The sequence below is a fragment of the Vreelandella aquamarina genome (assembly GCF_900110265.1).
GTDB lineage: Bacteria > Pseudomonadota > Gammaproteobacteria > Pseudomonadales > Halomonadaceae > Vreelandella > Vreelandella aquamarina.
Window position 1 is genome coordinate 1 of sequence record NZ_FODB01000052.1, and the last position, 21,398, is coordinate 21,398.

Below are 21,398 nucleotides of genomic sequence, written 5' to 3' on the forward strand. Positions count from 1 at the left end.
CAGTTGGCGACAGCCCAACGTGCCCGCAACAAGCGGCGGGTAAAAGCTATTCACGCCAAGATCAAGAACCGTCGCCAGGACGCGCAGCACAAGTTTTCCCGGAAACTCGTCAACCAGTACGGCGAAATCGTCGTGGGCGATGTTTCCTCAACCAAGCTCGCGAAGACCAAGATGGCCAAAAGCGTCTACGACGCTGGCTGGTCACAACTGAAAACGATGCTGGAATATAAATGCGCTCACGCAGGCATCGTCTTCAAGGTCGTTCGCGAAACCAACACCACCCGCGCCTGTTCGTCGTGCGGCTCGCTTAGCGGGCCGCAGGGCGTCAACGGGTTGCGAGTAAGGGTCTGGGAGTGCGTGGAGTGTGGTGTACTCCACGACCGGGACGTGAATGCGGCCCGGAATATCCTCAGCCTCGGGGCAGGACGTTGCCCTCAAGAAGTTGGAATCCCCGTCCTTTAGGGCGGGGAGGACGTCAATCTGCTCATCACTGCGGGTGCTCTAGCGGGCTGCAACACCATTGCAGGGGCAGGACAAGACGTTGAAGAGGGCGGCCAAGCAGTACAGGACGCCGCGAGTTAAGGTTCGGTCTAACGGTTTATTGTACAATGTGCGGGCTAGGCAGCAATGCCTGGCCCGCACTGCTATCGAGGCAGGGATTTGTGGAGGGAGGTAAATAATGACGCCAGGAAAGCTTTGGATGACCACCACTCAGCGCCATATAAAAGGCCTGGGCAGTGCGCTGGCCGTGATGCTGTTAGCCGGGTGTAGCAGCGCGCCCAATGAGTCCGCCGCGCCTAACCCGCCGACGGTCGATCAAACCGCGCCGACTAGCCAAACATGCGATGCCAGCGCCGTGCAGTATGCCATTGGTGCGCCCTTTGATGAGGCCAACGTGGCGACGCTAGAAGAGCAGAGTGGCGCTCGTCAGGTGCGCGTGCTGCGCCCCGGCACGGCCGCGACCATGGATTTCCGTGACGACCGGCTCAATATTCATCTGGAAAGCAACGACATGATTGAGGCGCTGCGCTGCGGCTAACGCAAAATCAGCCATACGCAGGCGGCGCTTACGCGTGCGCTGTCCAATGTGCGCGCGAGCCTAGAGCAGACGCCCCTGGCGACCGCAACGGTCTAGCTAGTCGTAGCGATCTTTCCAACCCTGATGGCGCACCTGCTCTTTGAGCATGTCGAGCACGTCGTAAAGCACCTGTTCGGTCACTTTGGCGCTGGTGTCGTCGACGGTCAACCACCTGTCAAAGCTGGTGTCGGCGGTGCGCTCGACGAGTTGACGAAAGGCGGGGGAGTGCATGCCTTGCGCCATTTCATCCACCAGCCGCTGGGCGACGCTGCTGATAGAAGCTTGCATCGCGCTTGATGCGGTTTTTCCCATGGGTAAGCGGTGTAGTCGTTGAATTTCCGGGCTCTCCCGCAGCGTGCGGCTCACCAGATCATCGATGGCCGCCATAATGGCGGGGCGATTTTGCTGATAGGCTCGGCCTGCCGTGGCTTCCAAGCGCTCGGTAATTTCATGGATCAACTGGGTTTTGCGCGGCATGATCACCCGCTCGATGACGCGTTCGGTGAGCGAGTCGCTGGACATGATCTGCTCCTGAGCATTGCCTAGCAAGCGCAGCGCTATACGGTCTGAGAGCTCCTCCAGCAAAATATCGTAATACTTGGCAAAAAATCGATAGACCGACCAACGGGTCACATCGACCAAGCGCAGTCGATGTAACCGGTGTAGGAGCGAAATGACGCGTAAGGCACGTAGCCAACGAAACCCACTGAGTGGGATGCAGCCCAGCACGTCGTACCAGTGTACGAAGGGATAGAAAAACCAGCGGTGATAGCGCCGCTCGGCAATCGCGACGGCCCAGCCTAGCAGCACATCGGCAATAAAGAAGCTGACAAAGACCAAATCAATGGCAATAAATCGGCTGTGAATCGCCGTATCGTAAAAACGGTGAAAACCGGGCGTGATAGCGGCAATCGCTTGGTTGATCGGGCCAATCAGAAACAGCGAGTCAAACAGCAGCAGGCTAAGGTTAATAATAACGGCGGCGAGGATCAGTAGATCCCAGCCGATGTGCGCATACTCAACGGCCTTGGGAAGGCGGGGATAGCGCTGCCTGATGGGCATGATGACTCCTTGTCGTTGAAAGTAGAGCAGCGCTTAGCGCTGCTGGTGATGCTGCTGGGTCAGCTCCTCTTCGCGCTCTGCCTGCTTACGCAGCTTCTTGCGCAGCGCCGCCTTTTCGAAGCGCAGCTTCTGTAGCGGGGTCTCCAACGCCAGGGGCGGCACCCGGGCAGGTTTGCCGTTGGCGTCCACGGCTACCATGGTGAGGTAGCAGCTATTGGTATGGCGAATCAGCTTCTGGCGAATATCCTCGGCCACTACCTTAATGCCAATTTCCATGGAGGAGCGCCCCACATGGTTCACGCTGGCGAGAAACGTCACCAGCTCGCCCACATGGATTGGCTGTTTGAACAGCACTTGATCCACCGATAGCGTCACCACATAGTGGCCGGAGTAGCGGCTGGCGCAGGCGTAGGCGACTTCATCGAGCTTTTTAAGAATAGCACCGCCATGCACTTTACCGCTGAAGTTCGCCATGTCCGGCGTCATCAAGACCGTCATGGAGAGCTCGTGCTGGCCCGGTAAGGCGCTGTGTTCAAGGCTCTGGTCTGAGGCGTTGGGTACAGCAGAGGCGTCGGACATAAAAGTCACCTTACGATTAAAAATGCCCGCCCCCAGGCGATACCACAGGGGCGGGTGTTGACATCGTGCTTAGCAGCTTAGAACCACACTAAGCCCACGGAAATGATAATACCGGTAATCAACAGCTGGATCAGGCAGAAGCCCATGATGTCCTTAGCTTTCAAGCCGGCAATCGCCAGCACTGGCAGTGCCCAGAACGGCTGCAGCAGGTTAGTCCAGGCATCGCCCCAGGCCACCGCCATGGCCACGCGGGCAATATCGGCACCCAGCGCTTCTGCGGCAGGCAGCATGACCGGTGCCTGTACCGCCCACTGGCCACCACCGGAAGGCACAAACAGGTTCACGATACCGGCGCTGATGAACGACCAGAACGGCAGCGAGTTAGCGGTTGCAAACGAGACCAGCCACTCCGACATGCTCTGGGCCAGGCCCGACTGCACCATGATCGCCATAATGCCCGCATAAAAGGGGAACTGGATGACGATGCCCGCGCCGCCCTTGATGGCTTCGTTCAGGCTGGTAAGCAGGTTGCGCGGTGTGCGGTGCAGCACGATCGCCAGGAACAGGAACATGAAATTCACCACGTTCAGGTTCAGGCTGCCGCCGCGCAGCAGGAAGTGGTCCAGCAAGAACAGCAGGCCAGGTACACCTACCAGCAGGGCCAGCGGCATGCTGTTTTCGAGCTTTTCGGCAGGTCGCGTGATGCGGCCTACGGGCTCTGGCTCGTCGTCTAGCAGTTTGGGATCGACGTACACGCTGTCTTTTTCATCGAGCAGCATCATACGGTTGACCAGCGGTACGGCGATAAAGAGACACACCACAATGGCCAAGTTGAAGAAGGCGAAAATGGTCGAACCCGTGCCAATGACACCGATCTGATCGGCAGAGAAGTGGCCTTCGGTGGCAATCGTCAGCGGCACCGAACCGGCCAAGCCGCCGTGCCACACCACGAAGCCCGAGTAGGCGCTGGCCACCAACAGGCGGTAATCGACCTTGATCAGCCGGGCCAGCTCTTTGGCGAACAGAGCACCGACCACTAGGCCAAAACCCCAGTTGATCCAGCTAGCGGCTAAAGAGACCAGCGTGACGAGAATAATCGCGCCGCCGGGCGACTTCGCAGTACCGGCAATTTTTTGCAGAATGCGTTTCACGGGCGGAGAGCTTGCCAGCATGAAGCCGGTGACCAGCACGAGCAGCATCTGCATCGAGAAGGTCAGTAAGCCCCAGAAACCGTCGCCCCACATACGCAGCACGGCCAATGGTGTTTGGCGCTCTACCGCGATGGCGGCGACGGCAGCAATCAGGGTTAGCAGGAGAACGAAGATGTACGGGTCTGGTAAATAACGCTCGACCAGCTTAACTGCTGGTTTTGATATGAGTTTTAGCATGGAGTGCTCACTTTATTCGTTATTAGGAAGTGCGCGGCTAATATACGGCGGTGCGGCACAATTTTCACCCCTCAACGGCCAATGCGCAGAGTGCTTAGCTTCTACACATAACGTTACGTTAGCGCAGTTTGCTCGCTCTGCCCGTTGTGGCGTTCAACGCTGCTGATCAAAGGTGAGAAACGCCGGATGACGGCCGCCAGCGGGTCAGCCGGTAGTGCCGATAATAGCCAATGAGCACGGCCGAGCGGGTGAGCATAAAAAGTGTGAAGGCTAGCCAGAGGCCGTGATTGCCCAGCCCCTGGCATAGCCACCAGCTAGGCAGGTAGACTGCGAGGCCCGCAAAAATGCTGTTGCGCATCTCGCGTACCGCCGTGGTGCCGATAAACACGCCGTCAAGCAGGTAGCTCCAGACGGCAATCAGCGGCATGACCACCATCCACGGCAAATAGCTGGCGGCGGTGACGCGCACGTCGCTCAATCCGGTCAGCATTGCGATCAGTTGATTACCACCCAGGGCAAAAAGCAGCGCCGCCGCAGCGGATGTCCAGAAAGAGAACTGTGCCGTGGCCCGCACCGTGGCGGCAAACTCTCGCCAATCGCGACGCCCGTAAGCGCGCCCTACTAGCGACTCAGCCGCGTGGGCAAAGCCATCCAGCGCGTAGCTGGTCAGCATAATAAATTGCAGCAGCACGGCATTGGCGGCGAGCACGGTATCGCCCTGACGGGCGCCTTGCGCTGTAAAAAACGCCATGGCAAATAGTAGTCCAAGCGTTCGCACAAACAGGTTCGCATTAACACTAAATAACGCCGAATAGGCCTGCAGTGCCAATAGGCGCTGGCGTTGAAAGTGGCCTTCAAGATGCCCCAGCTGGCGCAGCACCAAGTAGCCACCGAACAGCAGCGCGCTGTAGTCAGCGAGCACGCTAGCCAGCGCTACGCCGTTACTGGTCATCCCCAGGCCCACCACAAACCATAGGTCGAGCACGATATTGACGCTATTGGTCAGCACCAGAATCATCAGCGTGACGCGGGAGTTCTGCTGCCCTAAAAACCACCCCAAAATGGCGTAGTTGGCCAGTACGGCAGGGGCAGACCAGAGGCGAATCTCGGCATACTCGCGGGCCAGCGGCGTGGCCTGTACGCTGCCATCTAGTAGCCATAGGCCAAGCGAGATGAGCGGTGTGCCAAACACGATTAATAGTGTGCCGATGACACCTGCCATGATCAGCGACTGGCCTAGCAAGTTGCGCACGTCACTAGGCGACTCGCGCCCTATGGCCTGGGCGACCAGTCCGGTGGTGCCCATGCGTAAAAAGCCAAAGCCCCAGTAGAGAAAGCTAAATAGCGTTGCGCCAAGGGTCACGCCGGCCAGGTAGCGAGAGTCGGGTAAGTGCCCGACCACGGCGGTATCCACCAAACCGAGTAGCGGTACGGTGATATTGGAGAGAATGATGGGCCAAGCGAGGGTCCAAATACGCATTCAGAGTGACCTTCGCTCGCAAACGTTCAGGCACATCTTAAGTGGGCGAGTTAAGCGGCAGTAATGATGCGATACTTCTCCATCAACTGCTCTTGGGTCTCGGGGCGCTCTGGGTCGAGGGGAATACAGTCCACAGGACACACCTGCTGGCACTGAGGCTCGTCGAAGTGGCCGACGCACTCGGTGCACAGGTTGGGGTTGATCACGTAAATCTCCTCACCGGGAGAAATCGCGTCGTTGGGGCATTCCGGTTCGCAGACGTCGCAGTTAATGCATTCGTCGGTGATCATCAGGGCCATGGGCATACCTCACGAATGGCGTGTCACTCGGGTTTTAGATACCCGAGTGTTTTGCTCAACAATATCGATAGCTAGGTAGTGTAGTGCTTACGCAGCGCCTCTGCGACCTGCGGGTGCACCAGGGGGGAAATATCGCCGCCCAGCTTGGCGATTTCCCGCACGATGGTCGAGGAGATATAGGAGTTTTCCACTGCCGGGGTAAGAAACACGCTCTCAAGCTCAGGATTTTGAGCGCGGTTCATATTGGCCAGCTGCAGCTCGTACTCAAAATCGGAGACCGCTCGCAGGCCGCGCAGAATAATCGTCGCGCCCTGTTCGTGCATCATGCTAGTGAGCAGCGTCGAGAAGCCAATCACGCTGACATTCGGCAGCGATGCGCACACCGACTGGGCCAGCGCAATTCGAGTATCCAAATCCAGGCTTGGGTGTTTGCCGGGGCTGGCTGCCACGGCAATCACCACTTTGTCGAACATCCGCGCGCCGCGCTCAATCAGGTCGAAGTGGCCGTTGGTGATCGGGTCGAACGTGCCAGGATAGACAGCGATCTTTTCGCGATGCGCGCTCATGACGGCGTCTCCTCATCCAGTGAACCAAACGGATTATCGGCGACCAGCGAAACCGCGTGGTCATAGCCGGGAATGTGGATACGGTCTGCGTGAATCTCAAGCTCTGGGCCTTCCAGCACCGCTTCGCCAAACTGGTAGCGGGGGGCGTAGCGCCCGCGATCGGCCTCGGCGAGATAGGCAGCGGCGTTAGCGCGTACCGCTTCGCGGCGACCTTTCCACGCTTCTATCGCGGCGCTGCCGTGGCGCTTGGTGAGTAAACGCTCGGTCACCTCTGGCGAGAGCACCACGCCGGTGGCGTTATTACCGCCAAAGCCTTTGGCGTTGATAAAGGCAGCATCGGCGGTAAATGCTTGAGGAGTCGTGAAAAAGCGCAGCCGCTCGGCGTAGACGTCATCGGCCACCGCATCCAGCGTGGGGATACCCGGCAGCAAACCGTGGGCGAAGCTGCCCAGGGCGCTGGCCAGCTGATCACCTGCCGCTGACCCTTGGGAGTGGCCGATGAACGCTTTAATGGCCACCACCGGCCACTGCTTGATGCCGTTCGCGCGGGCGATTTCATCGAATACGTGGGATTCGGTGGTGCGGTTTTTCGGCGTGCTGGTGCCGTGGGCATGAAGGAAGGTGCGTTCTTTCAGCGCGGTCTCTCCCAGCATGTCTTTAACCAGCGCGGCGGCTTTACCCAGGGTGATGTAGTTGCCGATGCCCGGCGCGGAGATAGAGCGCTTATAGCCGTCGGCATTGACAAACACATCGGGCACCGCGCCGAGAATATCGGCCCCTAGCTCTAGGGCAAGGCTGTCGTCCATCAGCAGCAGGAACTGGCTCGCTTCTGCCATGGTGAACCCGCAGTTGCGGGCAAACGGACGGCAGGCGCGCTGATAATCAGCGTCGGTCAGCAGCTCCAGGGCATCCAGCGCTTTTAGGCTGGCGTCATCGGCCAGCGCGCCCATGGCACGGAAGCCTTCGATAATTTCCGGGGTAATCGGCGCATCGGCGGTGCCCACCATCACCACCCGGCGACGGCCTGCGCGGATATCGTCAATGCCCAGGCGCAGGTTGTAGAGGAAGCTGGCGCAGGCGCCTAGCGCTGCGCCGGTGCCGCCTACGCTGCCGAGTACATAGGCATTGAGGAAGTCAGCGGGCATCTGTCCATAGCCCAGCGGCATCTGCTTGGAGGTGGCGCGCTGGCCGGTCACCAAGCTTTTCAATAAGCCGCCCCAGCCCTGGTCATCGAGCTGGCCAATCGAGTTGCCCGCGTACACAGCGATATGGTCGGGGTTGAGCTGCTGGCGCAGGGTTTCCCAAGAGAGGCCGCTGGCGCCCAAGCAGTCGCTGGCGCCAAACACCGCCATGGAGAGCCCGCGAGGATGGTGCACGCTGCGGTAAAGGCTGGCTGGGTCAAAGCCGCTCGGCAGTTGCGCGGCAGCCCGCACTTTAGGCTCTTGGGCGTCCGGTAGCAGCACGTCGAAGATGCCCGCAGGAATAGTCACCTCGACTTCACGGGTATCGATTTCGCGCACCTGCCACCCATCGGGCAACTGGTCGGGTAGCTGGCGGCGGCGCAGTGTCACGCGCAGCGGCTCTGCCAGCGCCAAATCGGCTCGTCGGTTTGCCGGCAGGCCAGGGGCGAGAAAGCGCGGGTCTTCATTGCGGCGAATCAGCGTGTGGTTAAGCACCTGATCGCGCAGCATCTGGGCAGGGGCGTCAATGGGCTGCCCTGCGCTGTCGTGCCATCCGTTGTCGGAGTGCTCGGCAAGGCGCATAAGCGCTGCCAAGCTTTCCACGGTTTGGCGCTGCTGGTCAGCAGGAAGAGCATCAAGCACGGTGCGGCGGAAGGCCTGATGGCCCGAGGTTCTGCCGGCGGGATTGATGCCGCCCATGCCGACAATCACCGGTAAGTGTGACAAGCCGGGTTCCTCGTGGTGCGGTGGTTTTTAATAACGGTTATTGTCAGACCGTGTCGAAAACCTTAACCGATCTGAGCTTAATAGTGAGCTTACAAAAAGGCTCGGGCGTGATCATAGCACCGGGCGTGCAACGGCGTCATGCCGAGTGCGCGGGAGACTGATAGAATCACGCTTTTTTTAACCCAGGGGATGGCATGCAGCACACCTCACGGCCAGTGATTTCCAATCAGCCAGGTCCGCATCACGATGTGGCGCGCCGAGTAGCGCGCGCGTTAGCGCATCCGCTGCGCAAACCCATTGCTGACCACACGCGCCGAGCGTTTGAGCAGGCCGATGCGTGGCGCCAGCAGCACTCTGCACCGTTGATTCTCGACGCAGGTTGCGGAGTAGGACTATCGACCCGGCGGATAGCCATACAGTTCCCCCACCACAGCGTGATTGGCGTTGACCGAAGTGAGGATCGTCTGGGCCGGGAGCACGGTGAGCTGCCGGAAAACGCCCTGCTGGTGCGTGCCGATCTGGTCGATTTCTGGCGACTGGCCCTGGAAGCAGGCTGGACGCCCGAGCGCCACTACCTGCTGTATCCCAACCCTTATCCTAAATCAGCACACTTGAAAATGCGCTGGCATGGCCATCCGGTTTTCCCCACACTGTTAGCCCTGCGCGGGCGGCTCGAGCTGCGTTCGAACTGGCAGCTCTATGTGGAAGAGTTTGCCCAGGCCGTGGAGGTCGTCACCGGCCAAAAGGCAAGCGTTGCCCCGTTGCACCCTAATGGTGACTATCTCACCCCGTTTGAAGCCAAATATGACCAAAGTGGCCAAACACTTTGGCGTTTGTGCATCGACCTGGAGCGCCCATGACATTTGTTTATTTGATTCTCGCGATTGTGGCAGAAGTGATCGCTACCAGCGCGTTAAAAGCCTCTGCGGGCTTTACGCGGCCGCTGCCGAGCCTGCTGGTTGTGGGTGGCTACGGGGTTGCGTTCTATTTATTAAGCTTGGTGTTGCGCACCCTGCCGGTGGGTATTACTTACGCCATCTGGGCGGGGTTGGGCATCGTTCTGGTGACTCTGGTCGGAATAATGGTGTTTGGCGAGAAGCCTGATCTGCCCGCCGTACTGGGGATCAGCCTGATTGTGGCCGGGGTGGTGACGCTACAGGTCTTTTCCAAAATGAATGTGCATTGAGGTAGCTCAAAGTGACGTGTTTTCGCAACTTCTCCACGCGCTGGCTGCGCAACGGTATCGTCGCGGGGGTAACGACCGCTGCGCTGTGCGCCAGCTCGGTGCTCTGGGCCGACTTCACCCGGCTGAGTCAGTTAGAAGCAAAAGGGTTTTCGGTCAGCGCTGAAGCGCGCCTGTTAGATGCCGATAGCGGTAGTAACCCACTGCTGGGTAGCCTAAATCCAGAGCGGCAGCTCTCACCCGCCTCGGTCACGAAAGCTTACATGTCTGCGGCACTGCTAAACCGCTTTGGTCCTCAACATCGCTTCACCAGCCAACTCGTCAGTACCGGCCAAGTACAGGATGGCGTGCTGCGTGGCGATCTGGTGTTTGAAGGCGGCGGTGACCCAGGTTTGACGACGGAAGACCTGTGGCGGCTCGTCCAGCGCCTGCAGCTTGCCGGGGTAACGCACGTCGACGGTGCGCTGGTGGTCAGTCAGTGGCGCTTTGGCCCAGTGGAGTGCATCACCACTGATCGCTGCAACGCGCGTACCCGAGTCACCAACGCCTATAGTGCGCCGCTAACCTCGGCAGGCGTCAATTTTGGTACGTGGTGTGTCAACGTGGCGCCTGCGGCAACCCCCGGCGAGCCTGCGCGGGTAGGGCTATGTGATAGCCAGGCGCCGCTGGTGGCCATTGATAATCAGGTGGTCACACGCCCGGCGAACAGTGGCACGGAGATTAGCGCCGAGCGCATCACCGATGAGCGTGGCGATGTGATGCGTTTGACGGGGCAAATTTCTACTAATGCAGCCGCGCGGGATGTTTACCGTGGTGCCGGAGATGCGGCTGAAAAAACCGCCCAGGTACTGTTAAGCATGCTCAATCAGGCGGGCGTTAGCGTGCGTGACCCGTGGCGGGTAAGCTCAACCCAGCCGCCAAGCAGCGCCCAGCGCCTTGCCGCAGTGGATAGCCAGCCGCTCCAGGAGCTGATACTGCGCACCATGAACTACTCCAATAACTATATGGCCGACGTGCTGGCGCTGAACTTGGTAGAAACACCCCAAGCGCAGCTGCGTCAGGCAGGGCAGGCCATTGAAACCTATGTGCAGAGCTTGCCTGGGCACGGCCCGGTCACACTGCACAGCGGCAGCGGTTTAACCACCGATAACCGCACCTCGGCGCACGGTGTCAACGTAATGCTGGAGGACATGTTCCGCCAAAGCGCGCTGTTCCCAAGCTTCGTGGCCTCTTTCCAGTCGCCCGCCAACGGCGTGATGCGCTTTATCCGTCGTGGCTCACCTACCTTTCAAAATAACGTCATGCTGAAAACCGGCACGCTCAACCAGCCGTTTGCCGTACGTGCCGCGGCGGGCTATTTCCGCACGGCCCAAGGGCGCTGGGGGGTGTTTAGTGTGTTAGTGAACGGTAGCGGCAGTACCCCCTACCTCAGCTGGCCCGAGGTGCTTGACCCACTGTCGTTAGATTTAGATGCAATGATTTTAGCTAATTAATTAAACGCTTAGGTGAGGCAACGGGCATGAAGCCACGTCACACAGGATTAACCCATTTATTGCACTCCACGCGCTACTCTTGGAAAGGCCTGAAGGCGGCGTTTCGTAATGAGGCTGCCTTTCGTCAGGAGTTGGCGATTACTGCCGTGCTGCTGCCATTTGCCTGGTGGATTGGCGAAGGCCCGATCAGTTGGCTGCTGCTGGTCGGCAGTCTGTTTCTCGTGCTGATTGTCGAGCTGCTCAACAGCGCCATCGAAAACGTGGTCGACCGTATCGGCACCGAACACCATGAGCTGTCAGGGCGTGCCAAGGACATCGGCTCGGCCGCGGTGATGCTGTCGCTGATGATGGCGGGGCTGACCTGGGGGCTGTTAGGCTGGGAAAAATGGATGGGCTAGTTGGCCTAGAATGGCGTTGAGAATCATAACAATCGCTTGGCAAAGAGGTGCTTATGCAGACCAATGATGCGTTATTCCCCACGACAACGCTTCCCAAAGCGCTTGCACCTGCTGCCGAACAGGCACAACAGCGCCTCAGCGAGGCCCTAAGCCAGGCGGATAATATCGCCTCAATGACCAAGCAGCCGCTGCCCTCCAGTAGTTGGGAGGCGCTCGCTCCTGCCCGCCGGGAAGCGCTGGCTCGAGTGGTCACTATCTCCACCTTCGCCCTTGATACGTTGGCGCGCTTTCCCCACTGGCTGGCCGAGCTGGATGCGGCAGGGGAGTTGGATAGCGCGCCCAGCAAAGAAGCGCTGACTCAGTGGTTGGATGATGCTCTGGAGAGCGCCGAGGACGAAGATGCCCTGCACCGGGCGCTGCGCCGTTTTCGTCGAGCGCGCATGCTGGGCATTGTTTGGCGCGATCTAAATCGCCTCGACGGTGCCACCATGTGGGATACCGCCCGATCGGTCTCTTGGCTGGCGGAAGTATGCACCGAAGCGGCGCTTGGCTGGCTGGAGCGTTTTTATGCATCCCGCTGGGGGACACCTGCCGCTCGCAGTGATGGTGAGCCTCAGCGGCTGGTGGTACTGGGAATGGGTAAGTTGGGCGCGGGGGAGCTCAACCTATCGTCGGATATCGATCTGATTTTTGCCTTCCCTGAAAAGGGCGAGACCGAAGGCGGCCGAAAACCGCTAGAGCATCAAGAGTACTTTACCAAGCTTGGCCAGCGCCTGATCGCCGCCCTGGATGCCATGACGGCGGATGGTTTTGTGTTCCGTGTAGATATGCGCTTGCGCCCGCTGGGCGATGGCGGCCCGCTGGTAGGCAGCTTTTCGATGCTCTCCAGCTACTATCAAGACCAAGGCCGTGAGTGGGAGCGCTACGCCATGCTGAAGGCGCGGCCTGTGGCGGGGGATATCGACGCGGGCCAAGAGCTGCTGGCAAGCCTACGGCCGTTTGTGTATCGCCGCTATCTGGATTTTGGGGCCATTGAGTCGCTGCGCGAGCTGAAGGCAATGATCAATCGCGAAGTGAAACGCAAAGGCATGCAGAGCAACATCAAGCTGGGGCCGGGGGGCATCCGCGAGGTGGAGTTCGTGGTGCAGGCGTTTCAGCTGATTCGCGGCGGGCGTGATACTGAGCTGCAGGTCACCTCGCTGCAAACAGCGCTCAAGCGCTTGCCCGAGCTTGGGCTGCTGCCTCAAGCCGTGGTGGACGAGCTACTGCCGGATTACGCCTTCCTGCGCGATGTGGAGCACGCCCTTCAAGCGCTGGAAGATCGCCAAACCCAAATGCTGCCCACCGATGATGAGGACCGCGAGCGCGTCGCTTTCGCCATGGGGCACGAGGATTGGCCCGGGCTTATCGCCCAGCTAGATGAGGTCCGCGAGCGGGTGCGCCAGCACTTCGACGCGGTGATCGCCGACCCTGAAGAAGAGGCCGATGAAGAGCAAAGCGACGCCAGCCTCTCCCAGTGGCGGCTATTGTGGCGCGGTGAACTTGAAGAGGATGAGGCTCAGGCCCTTCTCAGCGAAGCGGGCTTTAACGAATCGGAAAAAGCACTCAAACGATTAAAAAGCCTTTATCACTCGCGCGCCGTGCAGAGCATGCAGCGTATTGGTTTTGAGCGCTTGGATGCACTGATGCCGCTGCTACTGGCTGCCGTGGCGCAGAGCGATACGCCGGACACGGCCCTGGCTCGGGTGCAGCCGTTGATCGAGGCGGTGCTACGACGCACCGCCTATCTGGCGCTGCTGCGCGAAAATCCGCATACCCTTGAGCATTTGATGCGGCTATGTTCGGCGAGCCCTTGGATTGCTGAACAGTTGGCACGCTACCCCATCCTGCTGGATGAGTTGTTAACCCCCGATACGCTCTACACGCCCGCCGATAAATCGCGGCTTGCCGACGAATTGCGTCAAACGCTCAACCGTTTACCCGAGGATGATGAAGAAGCGCAGCTAGAAGCACTGCGGGTGTTCAAGCATGCGCAGATGCTGCATGTGGCCGCCTCGGATGTGGCGGGTACGCGTCATCTGATGAAAGTAAGCGATTACTTAACCTATATCGCAGAAGTTATTTTAGACGCGGTGCTGGCGATGGCGTGGAAGCATGTCACCCGCAAGCACGGTGCGCCTGCGGGGTGTAACAACCGCGAACCTGCCTTTTTGATTATTGGTTATGGCAAGCTGGGCGGCATTGAGCTGGGCTACGGCTCTGACCTGGATCTGGTGTTCCTGCACGATAACGACGGTAAAGGCAGTACCGACGGCCCTCGGCCTTTGGATACGCCGGTGTTTTTCACTCGCCTGGGCCAGCGCATCATTCATCTGCTGACTGCGGTAACCCCGGCGGGCAGTCTTTATGAAGTGGACATGCGCCTTCGTCCATCAGGGAATGCGGGGCTGCTCGTCACGTCGCTGGACGCGTTTGCCGAGTATCAGCATCAAAATGCCTGGACCTGGGAGCATCAGGCGCTGGTGCGGGCCAGAGTGGTGGCGGGCAGTGAGGCGCTGGCCGATAAGTTTGACGAGCTGCGTGGTTCGATTTTACGCCGCGAGCGCGACCCGCAGGCGCTGCGTGATGATGTGGTGAGCATGCGCCATAAAATGCGTGATCACTTGGGCACGAAAGGCGAGGGCGCCAAATCTGAGCGGGGCGATGGCGAAAATGCCAGCACAGATGCCACGTTTAGCTTGAAGCACGATGCAGGCGGCATGGTGGATATCGAGTTTCTCTGTCAGTACGCCGTGCTCGCGCTCTCCCATCAAACGCCCGCGCTGATCACCTATAGCGATAATATTCGCATTTTGGAAACTCTGGCCGAGAGCGGGCACATCACCCAAGTGGAGGCTGAGCAGCTACGCGAGGCTTACCTGGCCTACCGCAGTCGTACTCACCGCGCGGCGTTGACCGGTGAAAAGGCGTTAGGGCAGGTTAAAGAGTTTGCGGAGCACCGTCAGATAGTGACCGCACTGTGGCAGCGTTTTCTGGAACCTTGATTGGCGGGCAGGGCGTTTTTCAGTAGCACCAGTAAAAAGCTAGCCTGATAACGACTGGCCTAAAAAACGGCTGCTCCCATATCAATCGTTTTAATCACAGCAGTTCCCATAACAGCAGTTCCAATAAAAACAAGGACGACACAATGCGCACTCCTTTTCCTGTGCGGCCTCGCAGCGAGGTGGCTGGTCAATGATCGGTCAAATTTTAGCCACGCTGCTGCCGGTGTTTTTGATTGCCGGTAGCGGTGCCGCCTACGGACGATTCCGCACTCCCGATATTCGCAGTTTAAACACCCTCAATATGGAGCTGTTTGTTCCACTGCTGGTGTTTGCCGTGCTAGCCGACCGCCAAGCGCCCCTGGCGGAGTACGCCTGGCTCGCCAGCGCTGCCGCGCTGGTGGTGCTGGGGTCAGGGTTAGTGCTGTGGCCGGTGGTGAAGTGGCTTGGGTTGGACAGTAAGGTCTTTCTGCCGCCAATGATGTTCAATAATTCCGGCAATATGGGGGTGCCGCTGCTGGTGCTGGCTTTCGGGCCGGAAGCGCTGCCAGCGGCGGTGGTAGTGTTTATCGTGGAGATGCTGCTGCACTTTTCGGTGGGGCTTTACATGCTGGACCCGCGCACTTCGCTGTGGCGGATGCTTAGAATGCCCATCGTGGCGGCCAGTTTGGCAGGGCTGCTGGTTAATGTAGGGGGCGTGCCGCTGCCGGGCTGGCTGCTGGAAGCCATGCATATGCTGGGTGGTGTGTGCATTCCGCTAATGCTATTTGCGCTGGGCGTGCGCCTGCTGGAAATCGACTTTAGCGACTGGCGAACAGGGCTACTGGGGGCGTTGCTTTGCCCGCTCTCTGGGCTGGTGATTGCGCTGCCGCTCATGTGGCTGCTGCCGCTGAATCCGTTGCAAACAGCCACCTTGTTAGTATTTGCCGCGTTGCCGCCAGCGGTATTGAATTACTTGGTGGCCGAGCAGTACAAGCTCGCCCCTCATAAGGTGGCGTCGTTGGTGTTGATCGGTAACTTGGGAAGTTTGATCGTCATGCCGCTAACGCTGGCGGCGGCCTTCGCCTGGATCCAGCCGCCGCCCTAACGGCGAGGCTCGTCTTTTACTTCGTAGCTACCTTCCAGAGCATCGTGCTGCCTAGATGGCTGATCGCCAGCGTAGCCGCCGCCAATGTCTTGAGCGTGATCGGCACGCATCTGCTCCATACGCTTTTTCATCTTATGGCGCACAAACGGCATCATCGCCCAGCCAATCAGCAGGAAAAATAGCCCCAGCACAACGCCAACAATCATCAGTGCGCCAAACGCTAGCCACGTCAACAGCAGTTTCAAGCTGCCCATTAGCCCATTTGGCTGCGTTTGTGCAGCACGGGCGCGCCACTGGTTAGCAGCTTGCCAAGCGGCATTGCGTTGGTCGCGATTCATCTGTGGCATGAAAGCCTCCATCGTTCGTTTGCCACTATTGGAACATAGCGGAGCGAGCAAGTTCACTGCTTCTTTTTGAGAGTTGAAACTAATATATCAGTTGGTGCTAATTTTTCTGTATTAAGCGCTTAACATGCGATTGCTAGCCTCGGATGTTAGGATTTAATTGAGCGCACTAAAATGAAGAGCCGTGTTTTTATAAATCCACGCATTTATTAACCAGTATTTTCATTAACCAGGGTGGTGCTATGACAAATCATGGAGGGAAGTCGGTGTTTATCGCATCGGCAGTGATTATTTTCGGCTTAGTGATTGTGGGGGCCGCGTTTCCTGTCGCGTTTGGTAATGCTGCTGAGGCCGCCCTCACATCAATTACCGAGCTATTTGGCTGGTTCTATCTCTTCTCTGTATTTGGCTTTGTGGTGTTCCTGATTGGCCTGGCGCTCAGTAAATACGGCAAAGTACGTCTGGGACCCCAGGACAGTACGCCCAGCTACAGCTTTTTCTCATGGATCAGCATGCTATTGGCCGCAGGCTTTGGGGTAGGGCTGGTGTTTTACGGCATGGCAGAGCCCATGACGCACTACATTAACCCGCCTTACGGCGATGTCCCGGCAGAGAGCGAAGCGGCTGCACGCTACGCCATCCAGTACAGCTATTTTAATTGGGGAATTCACCAGTGGGCGGCATTCTCCGTGGTGGGTTTGATTATTGCTTACTTTCAGTTCCGTAAGGGGCAGGCGGGTTTGGTGTCTTCAGTGCTCTCGTCGGTCACGGCCAAGCACCCCCATGTGCGCCCCTACGCTTCCTGGTTAGATGTTTTTGCGGTGGTGGCTACCGTGATGGGGGTGGCGACATCACTAGGGCTTGGCGTATTACAAATGAATGGCGGTCTTAACGCGGTATTTGGCTTGCCGGAGAATGGGTTTTGGCAATTTGTCATTCTATTTGTGATGTTCTGCGCCTACATGGCATCTACTTGGTCTGGTTTGGATAAAGGCATTAAGCGCCTGTCTAACTTAAATATGGCGCTGTGTATCGGTTTGATGCTCTACGTGCTGTTCACCGGCCCGACCATTGCTATTTTGGAAACGATTACGCTAGGCATTGGCGACTATCTGCAGAATTTTATTGGCATGAGCCTGCGCATTTCACCCTATAGCGACAACCAGTGGGCTAGTAGCTGGACCATCTTCTACTGGGCTTGGGTGATTGCCTGGTCGCCCTTTGTGGGCACCTTTGTGGCACGTGTGTCTCGCGGGCGCACTATTAAAGAGTACGTATTTGGGGTGCTCTTTGTGCCGCCGCTTTTGGCGTGCTTGTGGATCGGCGTATTTGGTGGTGCAGCGCTTAACCTGGAGCTGAACGGCACCGATGTAGGCCTGGCTGCGGCCACCGAAGCAAACATCACCGTCGCCCTGTTTGAGATGTTTGATTTGATGCCGTTCTCGGGCGTGCTCTCCGTGTTGGCCATGCTGCTAATTTTTATTTTCCTGGTGACCTCAGCAGACTCCGCTTCGTATATTGTGGCGCAGATGACGGATAATGGTTCTATCAATCCACCACTCTATAAACGCGTGGTATGGGGCGTGCTGATCGCGGCGATTTGCCTTACGCTTATCGTGGCGGGTGGCCTTTCTGGCCTGCAGTCAGCGGCCGTGCTGTCAGCGCTGCCGTTTACCTTTATTCTGTATATGATGGTGATTGTGCTGGTACGCGAGCTGCGTGCGGATCGTAAAGCGATGCTGACCCAGCTCTACCGTCGCCACGGTGAGACCCCCGTGGGTGCTGATGCCTTTGAGGCGGAGCAGTTAGGGGAAGAGGAGCGTCTGCGCCGTGCGCCCAGCGTGGTCAATCGGCGTATTAATAGCTAAACAACGGCTTCGATAGAGGAAGCACCTATGGAAACTGCGTGCTAATGGCTCGACAGGGACGTCACGGGGCAACGCGAAGGCAGCCAAAAGGGGCTGCCTTCGACCGTTGGTTAGATCGGGTGGTCACCGTTGCGGTAGTCACTGCGATGGTGGTCGGCTTGTCAGCGGTCATTGCCCACTGGTTGCTGTGACGCTGTGACGTAGAGCCGATGGATGCCTACAACGCCCGATTACGCCGGGCGTTCGTGTATCTCAATGCGGTTCCTGCCGCGTCGTTTGGCATGGTAGAGCTGTTGATCTGCTTTGTTGAGCAGGTCATCAGGGCTAAGCGGCTGCTCAGGTGTTGTGGTGGCAATGCCCATGCTAGCCGTTAGGTGCGAATGAGTGCTGGAGTAGGAATGGGGAATAGCCAGTGACAGAATGGCTTGGCGCAGGCAGTTGGCAATATTCATCGCCTCATTGGCATCTTTGCCAGGCAGTACACAGATAAAGCGGTGCGTAATAAAAGGTGAATAAGTGCTCAATGGCGAGCTCCAGCTCCTTGGCAAGATACTCCCCTGTGGCCCTCCCCGTCACAATCACATCAAGCAAGCCTGCGGATAAACGTGCCATGTTTTCCCGCTCAGTGGGCGCTCGCAACACGTTAATGCCTTTGCTCGCAACGTAATCTCCCACGGCATCCTCGCGGAAACTACCGACTTTCCATTCGTGTAACTCGCTAAGCTGCGTCAGCTCAAGCTGCCGTTCGGCGAGGCCAAAAGCAGACCATTCGTTAATTACAAGTGGCCCTACCCAGTGAAACTGCCGTTCTCTTTCAGCCGTACGGGTAGTGGAGTAGACGCAGTGATAGTCACGTAGCCTTGCTTCGGTGTAGGAACGTGCCCAGGGAAGTATCCGGAAGTTAGGTTTTGTACGCAAAGCCTTATCTGCTAATTTTACCTAGCAAAGTTAGAGTAACTTTGTATTTCTGTCACCTCTATTCTGTTAACGCTGTCTATAGCCGTGCGATGCGGCTAACTGATAGTCTTAGAACTCTTTTTAAGCGAGTGCTGATATGCCGTCTGCAACTGCTACGCCTGCCTCGTCCCCCTACGCTACGCGGCGCGAAATTTTCGGCTGGGCAATGTTTGATTTTGCCAATCAAGCCTACACGCTCCTCATTATTACCGTGGTATTTGGTGAGCTATTTACCACGGTGATTGTCGGTGAGCGGAACGATGGCTACCGCTTAGCGAACTTTTTATGGAGCTTGGCCTTAGCCATCAGTTATTTACTGGTGGTGATCAGCGCTCCCCTGTGTGGCGCCATCATGGATTACCGTGCTGAAAAAAAGCGCTTTCTTCTGTTTAGCTACATGGCTACGGTGGCAACCACGGCCATGCTCTACTTCGTTGAGCCCGGCTACGTGGTGTTAGGCCTTCTGTTAATCGTACTCTCAAACTACGCCTACTCCATGGGAGAGTCATTTATTGCCGCTTTTCTGCCAGAGTTAGGGCCGCCGGGTGCGCTGGGTAAAATTTCCGGCTTTGGTTGGGCATTGGGCTATATTGGCGGCCTATTGGCCGCAGGGTTTACGCTGATTGTGCTAGGAGAGGCAACGGCTGACAATTTTGAGCGTATTCGCTGGGTAGGACCTTTTGCAGCAGGGTTCTTTTTAGTGGCGGCGATTCCCACTTTTTTATGGCTGAAAGAGCGCGGCGTACCTAAACCCCATGGCGTTTCTTATCGGCAAATTGCCCAGCAGAGGATTTTGGGTACTTTTCATGAGCTGCGCTACTTCAAAGACTTAAGCGTTTTCTTAGTGTCACTTCTATTTTCGATGGCAGGCGTTTACATCATTATCGCTTTTGCTTTTATCTACGGGGCCCAGGTGATTGGCTGGGATGAGAGCGTGCGCAATATCATGTTTATTATTGTGCAGGTCACCGCTGCTGCGGGAGCCATCGGATTTGGGTTTTTACAAGATAAACTGGGCGCTAAACACACTTATCAAATGACACTTGCTCTCTGGGTTGCGGCTATTGTCGCGATCTGGGCAACTCCGGCGTTAACCGAGTGGCTCAATCAGCAGTTTGGGTGGCAGTGGCAGGCACAGCACTTGTTTTTAGTGGTCGGCTGCTTAGCCGGGTTGAGTTTAGGCTCTAGCCAGTCGGCCAGCCGCGCGCTGGTGGGTGTCTTTTCACCGCTGGAAAAATCAGCGGAGTTTTTTGGCTTCTGGGGCTTGGCAAACAAACTGGCGGGGGTGCTGGGCATCGTCATGTTAGGGGTGTTGCAAACGCTGATTGGCCTTCAAGCGTCTATTCTTTTATGTGTTGGGCTATTTATTGCAGCGATGCTAATTTGCGTAGGCGTCAATGAGCGCCGTGGCCGTGAGGCGGCAGTGGCCTGGAAAAGTTCTTGATGCCGTGAGGTGAATAATGGCAAGACACAGGCCACAGCAGGGCGGCATTGTGATGATGCTGCTATTTTGGGTGCTGTTAATGGCGGTAGGAACGTGGTGGATTCAGGGCGGTCTTGACGACATGCTGCACCCTAACGTGAACATCATGAATACCTCCCCAGACAATGGCCCGGTAACACTAAAGCGTAACCGAGCAGGCCATTTTGAAGCACCGGGTCAGATCAACGGTGAGCCTGTGACGTTTTTGTTGGATACAGGCGCCACTTATGTAGCGGTGCCTAGTGAGCTAGCTAAAAGGCTAAGCTTAGCGCCAGGGCGTCGTGCTTGGTTTAACACCGCCAATGGCCGTGTCGAGGGTAATCTGACTCAGCTAGATGAAGTAGTGCTGGGCGGTATTCAGATGAACAACGTGCAGGGCTCTATCAGCCCCGGCATGGAGCGCGATACGGTGCTGCTTGGGATGAGCTTTTTAAACCAGCTAGCGATTGAGATTCGCGGCGGGGAGATGGTGCTGCGCTTGCCAGAGCCTTAGGGCGACTTGTGCGCACTGCAGTCATGTGCTTAGCTGAAGACTCATGGATGCCAACACGCTAAGGAGTTGCTATGGGTATTGAAGTCGGTGGTTTGCTCGGTCTTATTTGGCTCATCATTGTGGTATGGGCCATCGTTAAAGTGGCAAAAAGCTCGGCTAGCGGGCTTGCCAAATTGCTATGGATTATCGCGCTACTGGTGTTTCCCCTGGTGGGGTTGATTGCTTGGTTCCTGTTCGGCCCCAAGGGATAGCCATCTTAACCATGAAGGCGTACATGAAGGCGTATTAAAAAGGCAGGCCTCGACAGGCCTGCCTTTTCTTTATATGCGCATCGTTAATCGAGCGAATCGTTGCTTTCGCTGGGCGGCGCTTTGTAGTGCCCGGGAATTTTTAACTTCTCTCCGTTGGGCAGGTCGCGCACTTGCGTTGGTACATAGACACGCTTAATGACACTTTTGGCTTTGCCATCTCCCATGGCGATCTCCTCCTGTCCGATTGTCGACAGTTCGCCACCTCACATTAGCGCTTGGTGGTGGAAGAATCAAGTTGCTCAAGACGCCCTCTAACTAGGATGCATACGCAACGCTAATCAAGGGGCAGGCGTTTGCAAGGTTTTAAGGTATCCTGGAAGCTATCCACAACCTGCTTTTGCACAGGGTGAGCGGGTGATAACACAAACTGCCTAAGCGGAG

The 21,398-nt window shown here is 57.5% G+C and carries 25 protein-coding genes; 14 read left to right on the forward strand and 11 right to left on the reverse strand.

Going from position 1 to position 21,398, the window contains the following annotated elements:
- The 3 genes from BMY49_RS13510 to BMY49_RS13520 form a co-directional block, all read left to right on the forward strand.
- A partial coding sequence (locus tag BMY49_RS13510; protein ID WP_089675806.1) for an RNA-guided endonuclease InsQ/TnpB family protein occupies positions 1 to 462 on the forward strand: 462 nt, incomplete at its 5' end.
- An 18-nt stretch (positions 463 to 480) separates the two neighbouring features.
- The gene (locus BMY49_RS13515; protein ID WP_074211688.1) at positions 481 to 582 is read left to right on the forward strand and encodes an entericidin A/B family lipoprotein; all 102 of its coding nucleotides are present in this window, start codon (positions 481 to 483) and stop codon (positions 580 to 582) included.
- 97 nt (positions 583 to 679) lie between these two features.
- Positions 680 to 1,039, forward strand: coding sequence for an I78 family peptidase inhibitor (locus tag BMY49_RS13520; RefSeq protein WP_244154972.1), 360 nt, complete (start codon positions 680 to 682; stop codon positions 1,037 to 1,039).
- 96 nt (positions 1,040 to 1,135) lie between these two features.
- Here the strand turns inward: BMY49_RS13520 and BMY49_RS13525 are convergent, their stop codons facing one another.
- The 7 genes from BMY49_RS13525 to BMY49_RS13555 form a co-directional block, all read right to left on the reverse strand.
- Positions 1,136 to 2,140 (reverse strand): hypothetical protein, encoded by a 1,005-nt coding sequence (locus BMY49_RS13525; RefSeq protein ID WP_089675808.1) that lies wholly within the window; start codon positions 2,138 to 2,140, stop codon positions 1,136 to 1,138.
- A 33-nt stretch (positions 2,141 to 2,173) separates the two neighbouring features.
- Positions 2,174 to 2,719: an acyl-CoA thioesterase gene (locus tag BMY49_RS13530; RefSeq protein ID WP_089675809.1), complete on the reverse strand. Its 546-nt coding sequence runs from the start codon at positions 2,717 to 2,719 to the stop codon at positions 2,174 to 2,176.
- A gap of 77 nt (positions 2,720 to 2,796) precedes the next feature.
- Positions 2,797 to 4,107: a short-chain fatty acid transporter gene (locus BMY49_RS13535; protein ID WP_089675810.1), complete on the reverse strand. Its 1,311-nt coding sequence runs from the start codon at positions 4,105 to 4,107 to the stop codon at positions 2,797 to 2,799.
- 166 nt (positions 4,108 to 4,273) lie between these two features.
- Positions 4,274 to 5,587, reverse strand: a complete 1,314-nt coding sequence (locus BMY49_RS13540; RefSeq protein WP_089675811.1) for an MATE family efflux transporter — start codon at positions 5,585 to 5,587, stop codon at positions 4,274 to 4,276.
- Positions 5,588 to 5,637: 50 nt separating this feature from the next.
- Positions 5,638 to 5,886 carry a YfhL family 4Fe-4S dicluster ferredoxin gene (locus tag BMY49_RS13545; RefSeq protein ID WP_039182874.1) on the reverse strand — a complete coding sequence of 83 codons (249 nt, stop codon included), beginning with the start codon at positions 5,884 to 5,886 and terminating at the stop codon, positions 5,638 to 5,640.
- 71 nt (positions 5,887 to 5,957) lie between these two features.
- Complete coding sequence (coaD, locus tag BMY49_RS13550; RefSeq protein ID WP_054641557.1) at positions 5,958 to 6,452, reverse strand: pantetheine-phosphate adenylyltransferase; 495 nt, start codon at positions 6,450 to 6,452, stop codon at positions 5,958 to 5,960.
- Positions 6,449 to 8,332: a beta-ketoacyl synthase gene (locus BMY49_RS13555; protein ID WP_089675818.1), complete on the reverse strand. Its 1,884-nt coding sequence runs from the start codon at positions 8,330 to 8,332 to the stop codon at positions 6,449 to 6,451. The genes coaD and BMY49_RS13555 overlap by 4 nt, the downstream gene beginning before the upstream one ends.
- Positions 8,333 to 8,553: 221 nt before the next feature.
- Between BMY49_RS13555 and trmB the strand changes: the two genes are divergently transcribed.
- The 6 genes from trmB to BMY49_RS13585 all read left to right on the forward strand — a co-directional run bounded on the left by trmB (position 8,554) and on the right by BMY49_RS13585 (position 15,561).
- Complete coding sequence (trmB, locus tag BMY49_RS13560) at positions 8,554 to 9,219, forward strand: tRNA (guanine(46)-N(7))-methyltransferase TrmB (protein WP_044630158.1); 666 nt, start codon at positions 8,554 to 8,556, stop codon at positions 9,217 to 9,219.
- On the forward strand, positions 9,216 to 9,545 hold the full coding sequence (locus BMY49_RS13565; protein ID WP_058577117.1) for a DMT family transporter: 330 nt from the start codon (positions 9,216 to 9,218) through the stop codon (positions 9,543 to 9,545). The genes trmB and BMY49_RS13565 overlap by 4 nt, the downstream gene beginning before the upstream one ends.
- 11 nt (positions 9,546 to 9,556) lie before the next feature.
- Entirely contained in the window at positions 9,557 to 11,035 is a 1,479-nt protein-coding gene (gene dacB, locus BMY49_RS13570) for a D-alanyl-D-alanine carboxypeptidase/D-alanyl-D-alanine endopeptidase (protein ID WP_089675812.1), read from the forward strand.
- A gap of 26 nt (positions 11,036 to 11,061) precedes the next feature.
- Positions 11,062 to 11,433: a diacylglycerol kinase gene (locus tag BMY49_RS13575; RefSeq protein WP_044630161.1), complete on the forward strand. Its 372-nt coding sequence runs from the start codon at positions 11,062 to 11,064 to the stop codon at positions 11,431 to 11,433.
- A 53-nt stretch (positions 11,434 to 11,486) separates the two neighbouring features.
- Positions 11,487 to 14,477 (forward strand): bifunctional [glutamate--ammonia ligase]-adenylyl-L-tyrosine phosphorylase/[glutamate--ammonia-ligase] adenylyltransferase, encoded by a 2,991-nt coding sequence (gene glnE / locus BMY49_RS13580; protein WP_089675813.1) that lies wholly within the window; start codon positions 11,487 to 11,489, stop codon positions 14,475 to 14,477.
- A 190-nt stretch (positions 14,478 to 14,667) separates the two neighbouring features.
- On the forward strand, positions 14,668 to 15,561 hold the full coding sequence (locus BMY49_RS13585) for an AEC family transporter (RefSeq protein WP_044630163.1): 894 nt from the start codon (positions 14,668 to 14,670) through the stop codon (positions 15,559 to 15,561).
- Here the strand turns inward: BMY49_RS13585 and BMY49_RS13590 are convergent.
- Positions 15,558 to 15,908: a hypothetical protein gene (locus tag BMY49_RS13590; RefSeq protein ID WP_044630164.1), complete on the reverse strand. Its 351-nt coding sequence runs from the start codon at positions 15,906 to 15,908 to the stop codon at positions 15,558 to 15,560. The genes BMY49_RS13585 and BMY49_RS13590 overlap by 4 nt on opposite strands.
- Before the next feature lie 239 nt (positions 15,909 to 16,147).
- On the opposite strand from BMY49_RS13590, the gene BMY49_RS13595 reads away from it, so the two are divergent.
- Positions 16,148 to 17,773: a BCCT family transporter gene (locus BMY49_RS13595; RefSeq protein WP_062362354.1), complete on the forward strand. Its 1,626-nt coding sequence runs from the start codon at positions 16,148 to 16,150 to the stop codon at positions 17,771 to 17,773.
- A 44-nt stretch (positions 17,774 to 17,817) separates the two neighbouring features.
- Positions 17,818 to 17,964 carry a hypothetical protein gene (locus tag BMY49_RS17455; RefSeq protein WP_164834392.1) on the forward strand — a complete coding sequence of 49 codons (147 nt, stop codon included), beginning with the start codon at positions 17,818 to 17,820 and terminating at the stop codon, positions 17,962 to 17,964.
- 39 nt (positions 17,965 to 18,003) lie between these two features.
- Here the strand turns inward: BMY49_RS17455 and BMY49_RS13600 are convergent, their stop codons facing one another.
- Positions 18,004 to 18,225, reverse strand: coding sequence for a diguanylate cyclase (locus BMY49_RS13600; RefSeq protein WP_089675814.1), 222 nt, complete (start codon positions 18,223 to 18,225; stop codon positions 18,004 to 18,006).
- A 4-nt stretch (positions 18,226 to 18,229) separates the two neighbouring features.
- Entirely contained in the window at positions 18,230 to 18,691 is a 462-nt protein-coding gene (locus tag BMY49_RS13605) for a substrate-binding periplasmic protein (protein ID WP_082051481.1), read from the reverse strand.
- Between the two features lie 136 nt (positions 18,692 to 18,827).
- Here BMY49_RS13605 and BMY49_RS13610 point away from each other — a divergent pair, with 136 nt between their 5' ends.
- From BMY49_RS13610 to BMY49_RS13620, 3 genes are all read left to right on the forward strand, one after another.
- The gene (locus BMY49_RS13610) at positions 18,828 to 20,174 is read left to right on the forward strand and encodes an MFS transporter (protein WP_089675815.1); all 1,347 of its coding nucleotides are present in this window, start codon (positions 18,828 to 18,830) and stop codon (positions 20,172 to 20,174) included.
- Between the two features lie 16 nt (positions 20,175 to 20,190).
- Positions 20,191 to 20,706 (forward strand): retropepsin-like aspartic protease family protein, encoded by a 516-nt coding sequence (locus tag BMY49_RS13615; protein WP_054641533.1) that lies wholly within the window; start codon positions 20,191 to 20,193, stop codon positions 20,704 to 20,706.
- Between the two features lie 71 nt (positions 20,707 to 20,777).
- Positions 20,778 to 20,957 (forward strand): PLDc N-terminal domain-containing protein, encoded by a 180-nt coding sequence (locus BMY49_RS13620; RefSeq protein ID WP_044630479.1) that lies wholly within the window; start codon positions 20,778 to 20,780, stop codon positions 20,955 to 20,957.
- 83 nt (positions 20,958 to 21,040) lie between these two features.
- On the opposite strand, the gene BMY49_RS17460 is transcribed toward BMY49_RS13620, so the two are convergent.
- Positions 21,041 to 21,181 (reverse strand): hypothetical protein, encoded by a 141-nt coding sequence (locus tag BMY49_RS17460; RefSeq protein ID WP_162835828.1) that lies wholly within the window; start codon positions 21,179 to 21,181, stop codon positions 21,041 to 21,043.
- Positions 21,182 to 21,398 lie beyond the last annotated feature (217 nt).

Excerpts from the sequence above, each read along its gene's own strand:
- BMY49_RS13545 (WP_039182874.1), bottom strand. The coding sequence starts at position 5,886 with ATGGCCCTGATGATCACCGACGAATGCATTAACTGCGACGTCTGCGAA.
- trmB (WP_044630158.1), top strand. The coding sequence starts at position 8,554 with ATGCAGCACACCTCACGGCCAGTGATTTCCAATCAGCCAGGTCCGCAT.
- BMY49_RS13590 (WP_044630164.1), bottom strand. The coding sequence starts at position 15,908 with ATGCCACAGATGAATCGCGACCAACGCAATGCCGCTTGGCAAGCTGCT.
- BMY49_RS13565 (WP_058577117.1), top strand. The coding sequence starts at position 9,216 with ATGACATTTGTTTATTTGATTCTCGCGATTGTGGCAGAAGTGATCGCT.
- BMY49_RS13610 (WP_089675815.1), top strand. The coding sequence starts at position 18,828 with ATGCCGTCTGCAACTGCTACGCCTGCCTCGTCCCCCTACGCTACGCGG.
- BMY49_RS13585 (WP_044630163.1), top strand. The coding sequence starts at position 14,668 with ATGATCGGTCAAATTTTAGCCACGCTGCTGCCGGTGTTTTTGATTGCC.
- BMY49_RS13615 (WP_054641533.1), top strand. The coding sequence starts at position 20,191 with ATGGCAAGACACAGGCCACAGCAGGGCGGCATTGTGATGATGCTGCTA.
- BMY49_RS13535 (WP_089675810.1), bottom strand. The coding sequence starts at position 4,107 with ATGCTAAAACTCATATCAAAACCAGCAGTTAAGCTGGTCGAGCGTTAT.
- BMY49_RS17455 (WP_164834392.1), top strand. The coding sequence starts at position 17,818 with ATGGCTCGACAGGGACGTCACGGGGCAACGCGAAGGCAGCCAAAAGGG.
- BMY49_RS13620 (WP_044630479.1), top strand. The coding sequence starts at position 20,778 with ATGGGTATTGAAGTCGGTGGTTTGCTCGGTCTTATTTGGCTCATCATT.
- BMY49_RS13525 (WP_089675808.1), bottom strand. The coding sequence starts at position 2,140 with ATGCCCATCAGGCAGCGCTATCCCCGCCTTCCCAAGGCCGTTGAGTAT.
- BMY49_RS17460 (WP_162835828.1), bottom strand. The coding sequence starts at position 21,181 with ATGGGAGATGGCAAAGCCAAAAGTGTCATTAAGCGTGTCTATGTACCA.
- coaD (WP_054641557.1), bottom strand. The coding sequence starts at position 6,452 with ATGAGCGCGCATCGCGAAAAGATCGCTGTCTATCCTGGCACGTTCGAC.
- BMY49_RS13555 (WP_089675818.1), bottom strand. The coding sequence starts at position 8,332 with ATGGGCGGCATCAATCCCGCCGGCAGAACCTCGGGCCATCAGGCCTTC.
- BMY49_RS13540 (WP_089675811.1), bottom strand. The coding sequence starts at position 5,587 with ATGCGTATTTGGACCCTCGCTTGGCCCATCATTCTCTCCAATATCACC.
- BMY49_RS13595 (WP_062362354.1), top strand. The coding sequence starts at position 16,148 with ATGACAAATCATGGAGGGAAGTCGGTGTTTATCGCATCGGCAGTGATT.
- BMY49_RS13520 (WP_244154972.1), top strand. The coding sequence starts at position 680 with ATGACGCCAGGAAAGCTTTGGATGACCACCACTCAGCGCCATATAAAA.
- glnE (WP_089675813.1), top strand. The coding sequence starts at position 11,487 with ATGCAGACCAATGATGCGTTATTCCCCACGACAACGCTTCCCAAAGCG.
- BMY49_RS13600 (WP_089675814.1), bottom strand. The coding sequence starts at position 18,225 with ATGAATATTGCCAACTGCCTGCGCCAAGCCATTCTGTCACTGGCTATT.
- BMY49_RS13575 (WP_044630161.1), top strand. The coding sequence starts at position 11,062 with ATGAAGCCACGTCACACAGGATTAACCCATTTATTGCACTCCACGCGC.
- BMY49_RS13530 (WP_089675809.1), bottom strand. The coding sequence starts at position 2,719 with ATGTCCGACGCCTCTGCTGTACCCAACGCCTCAGACCAGAGCCTTGAA.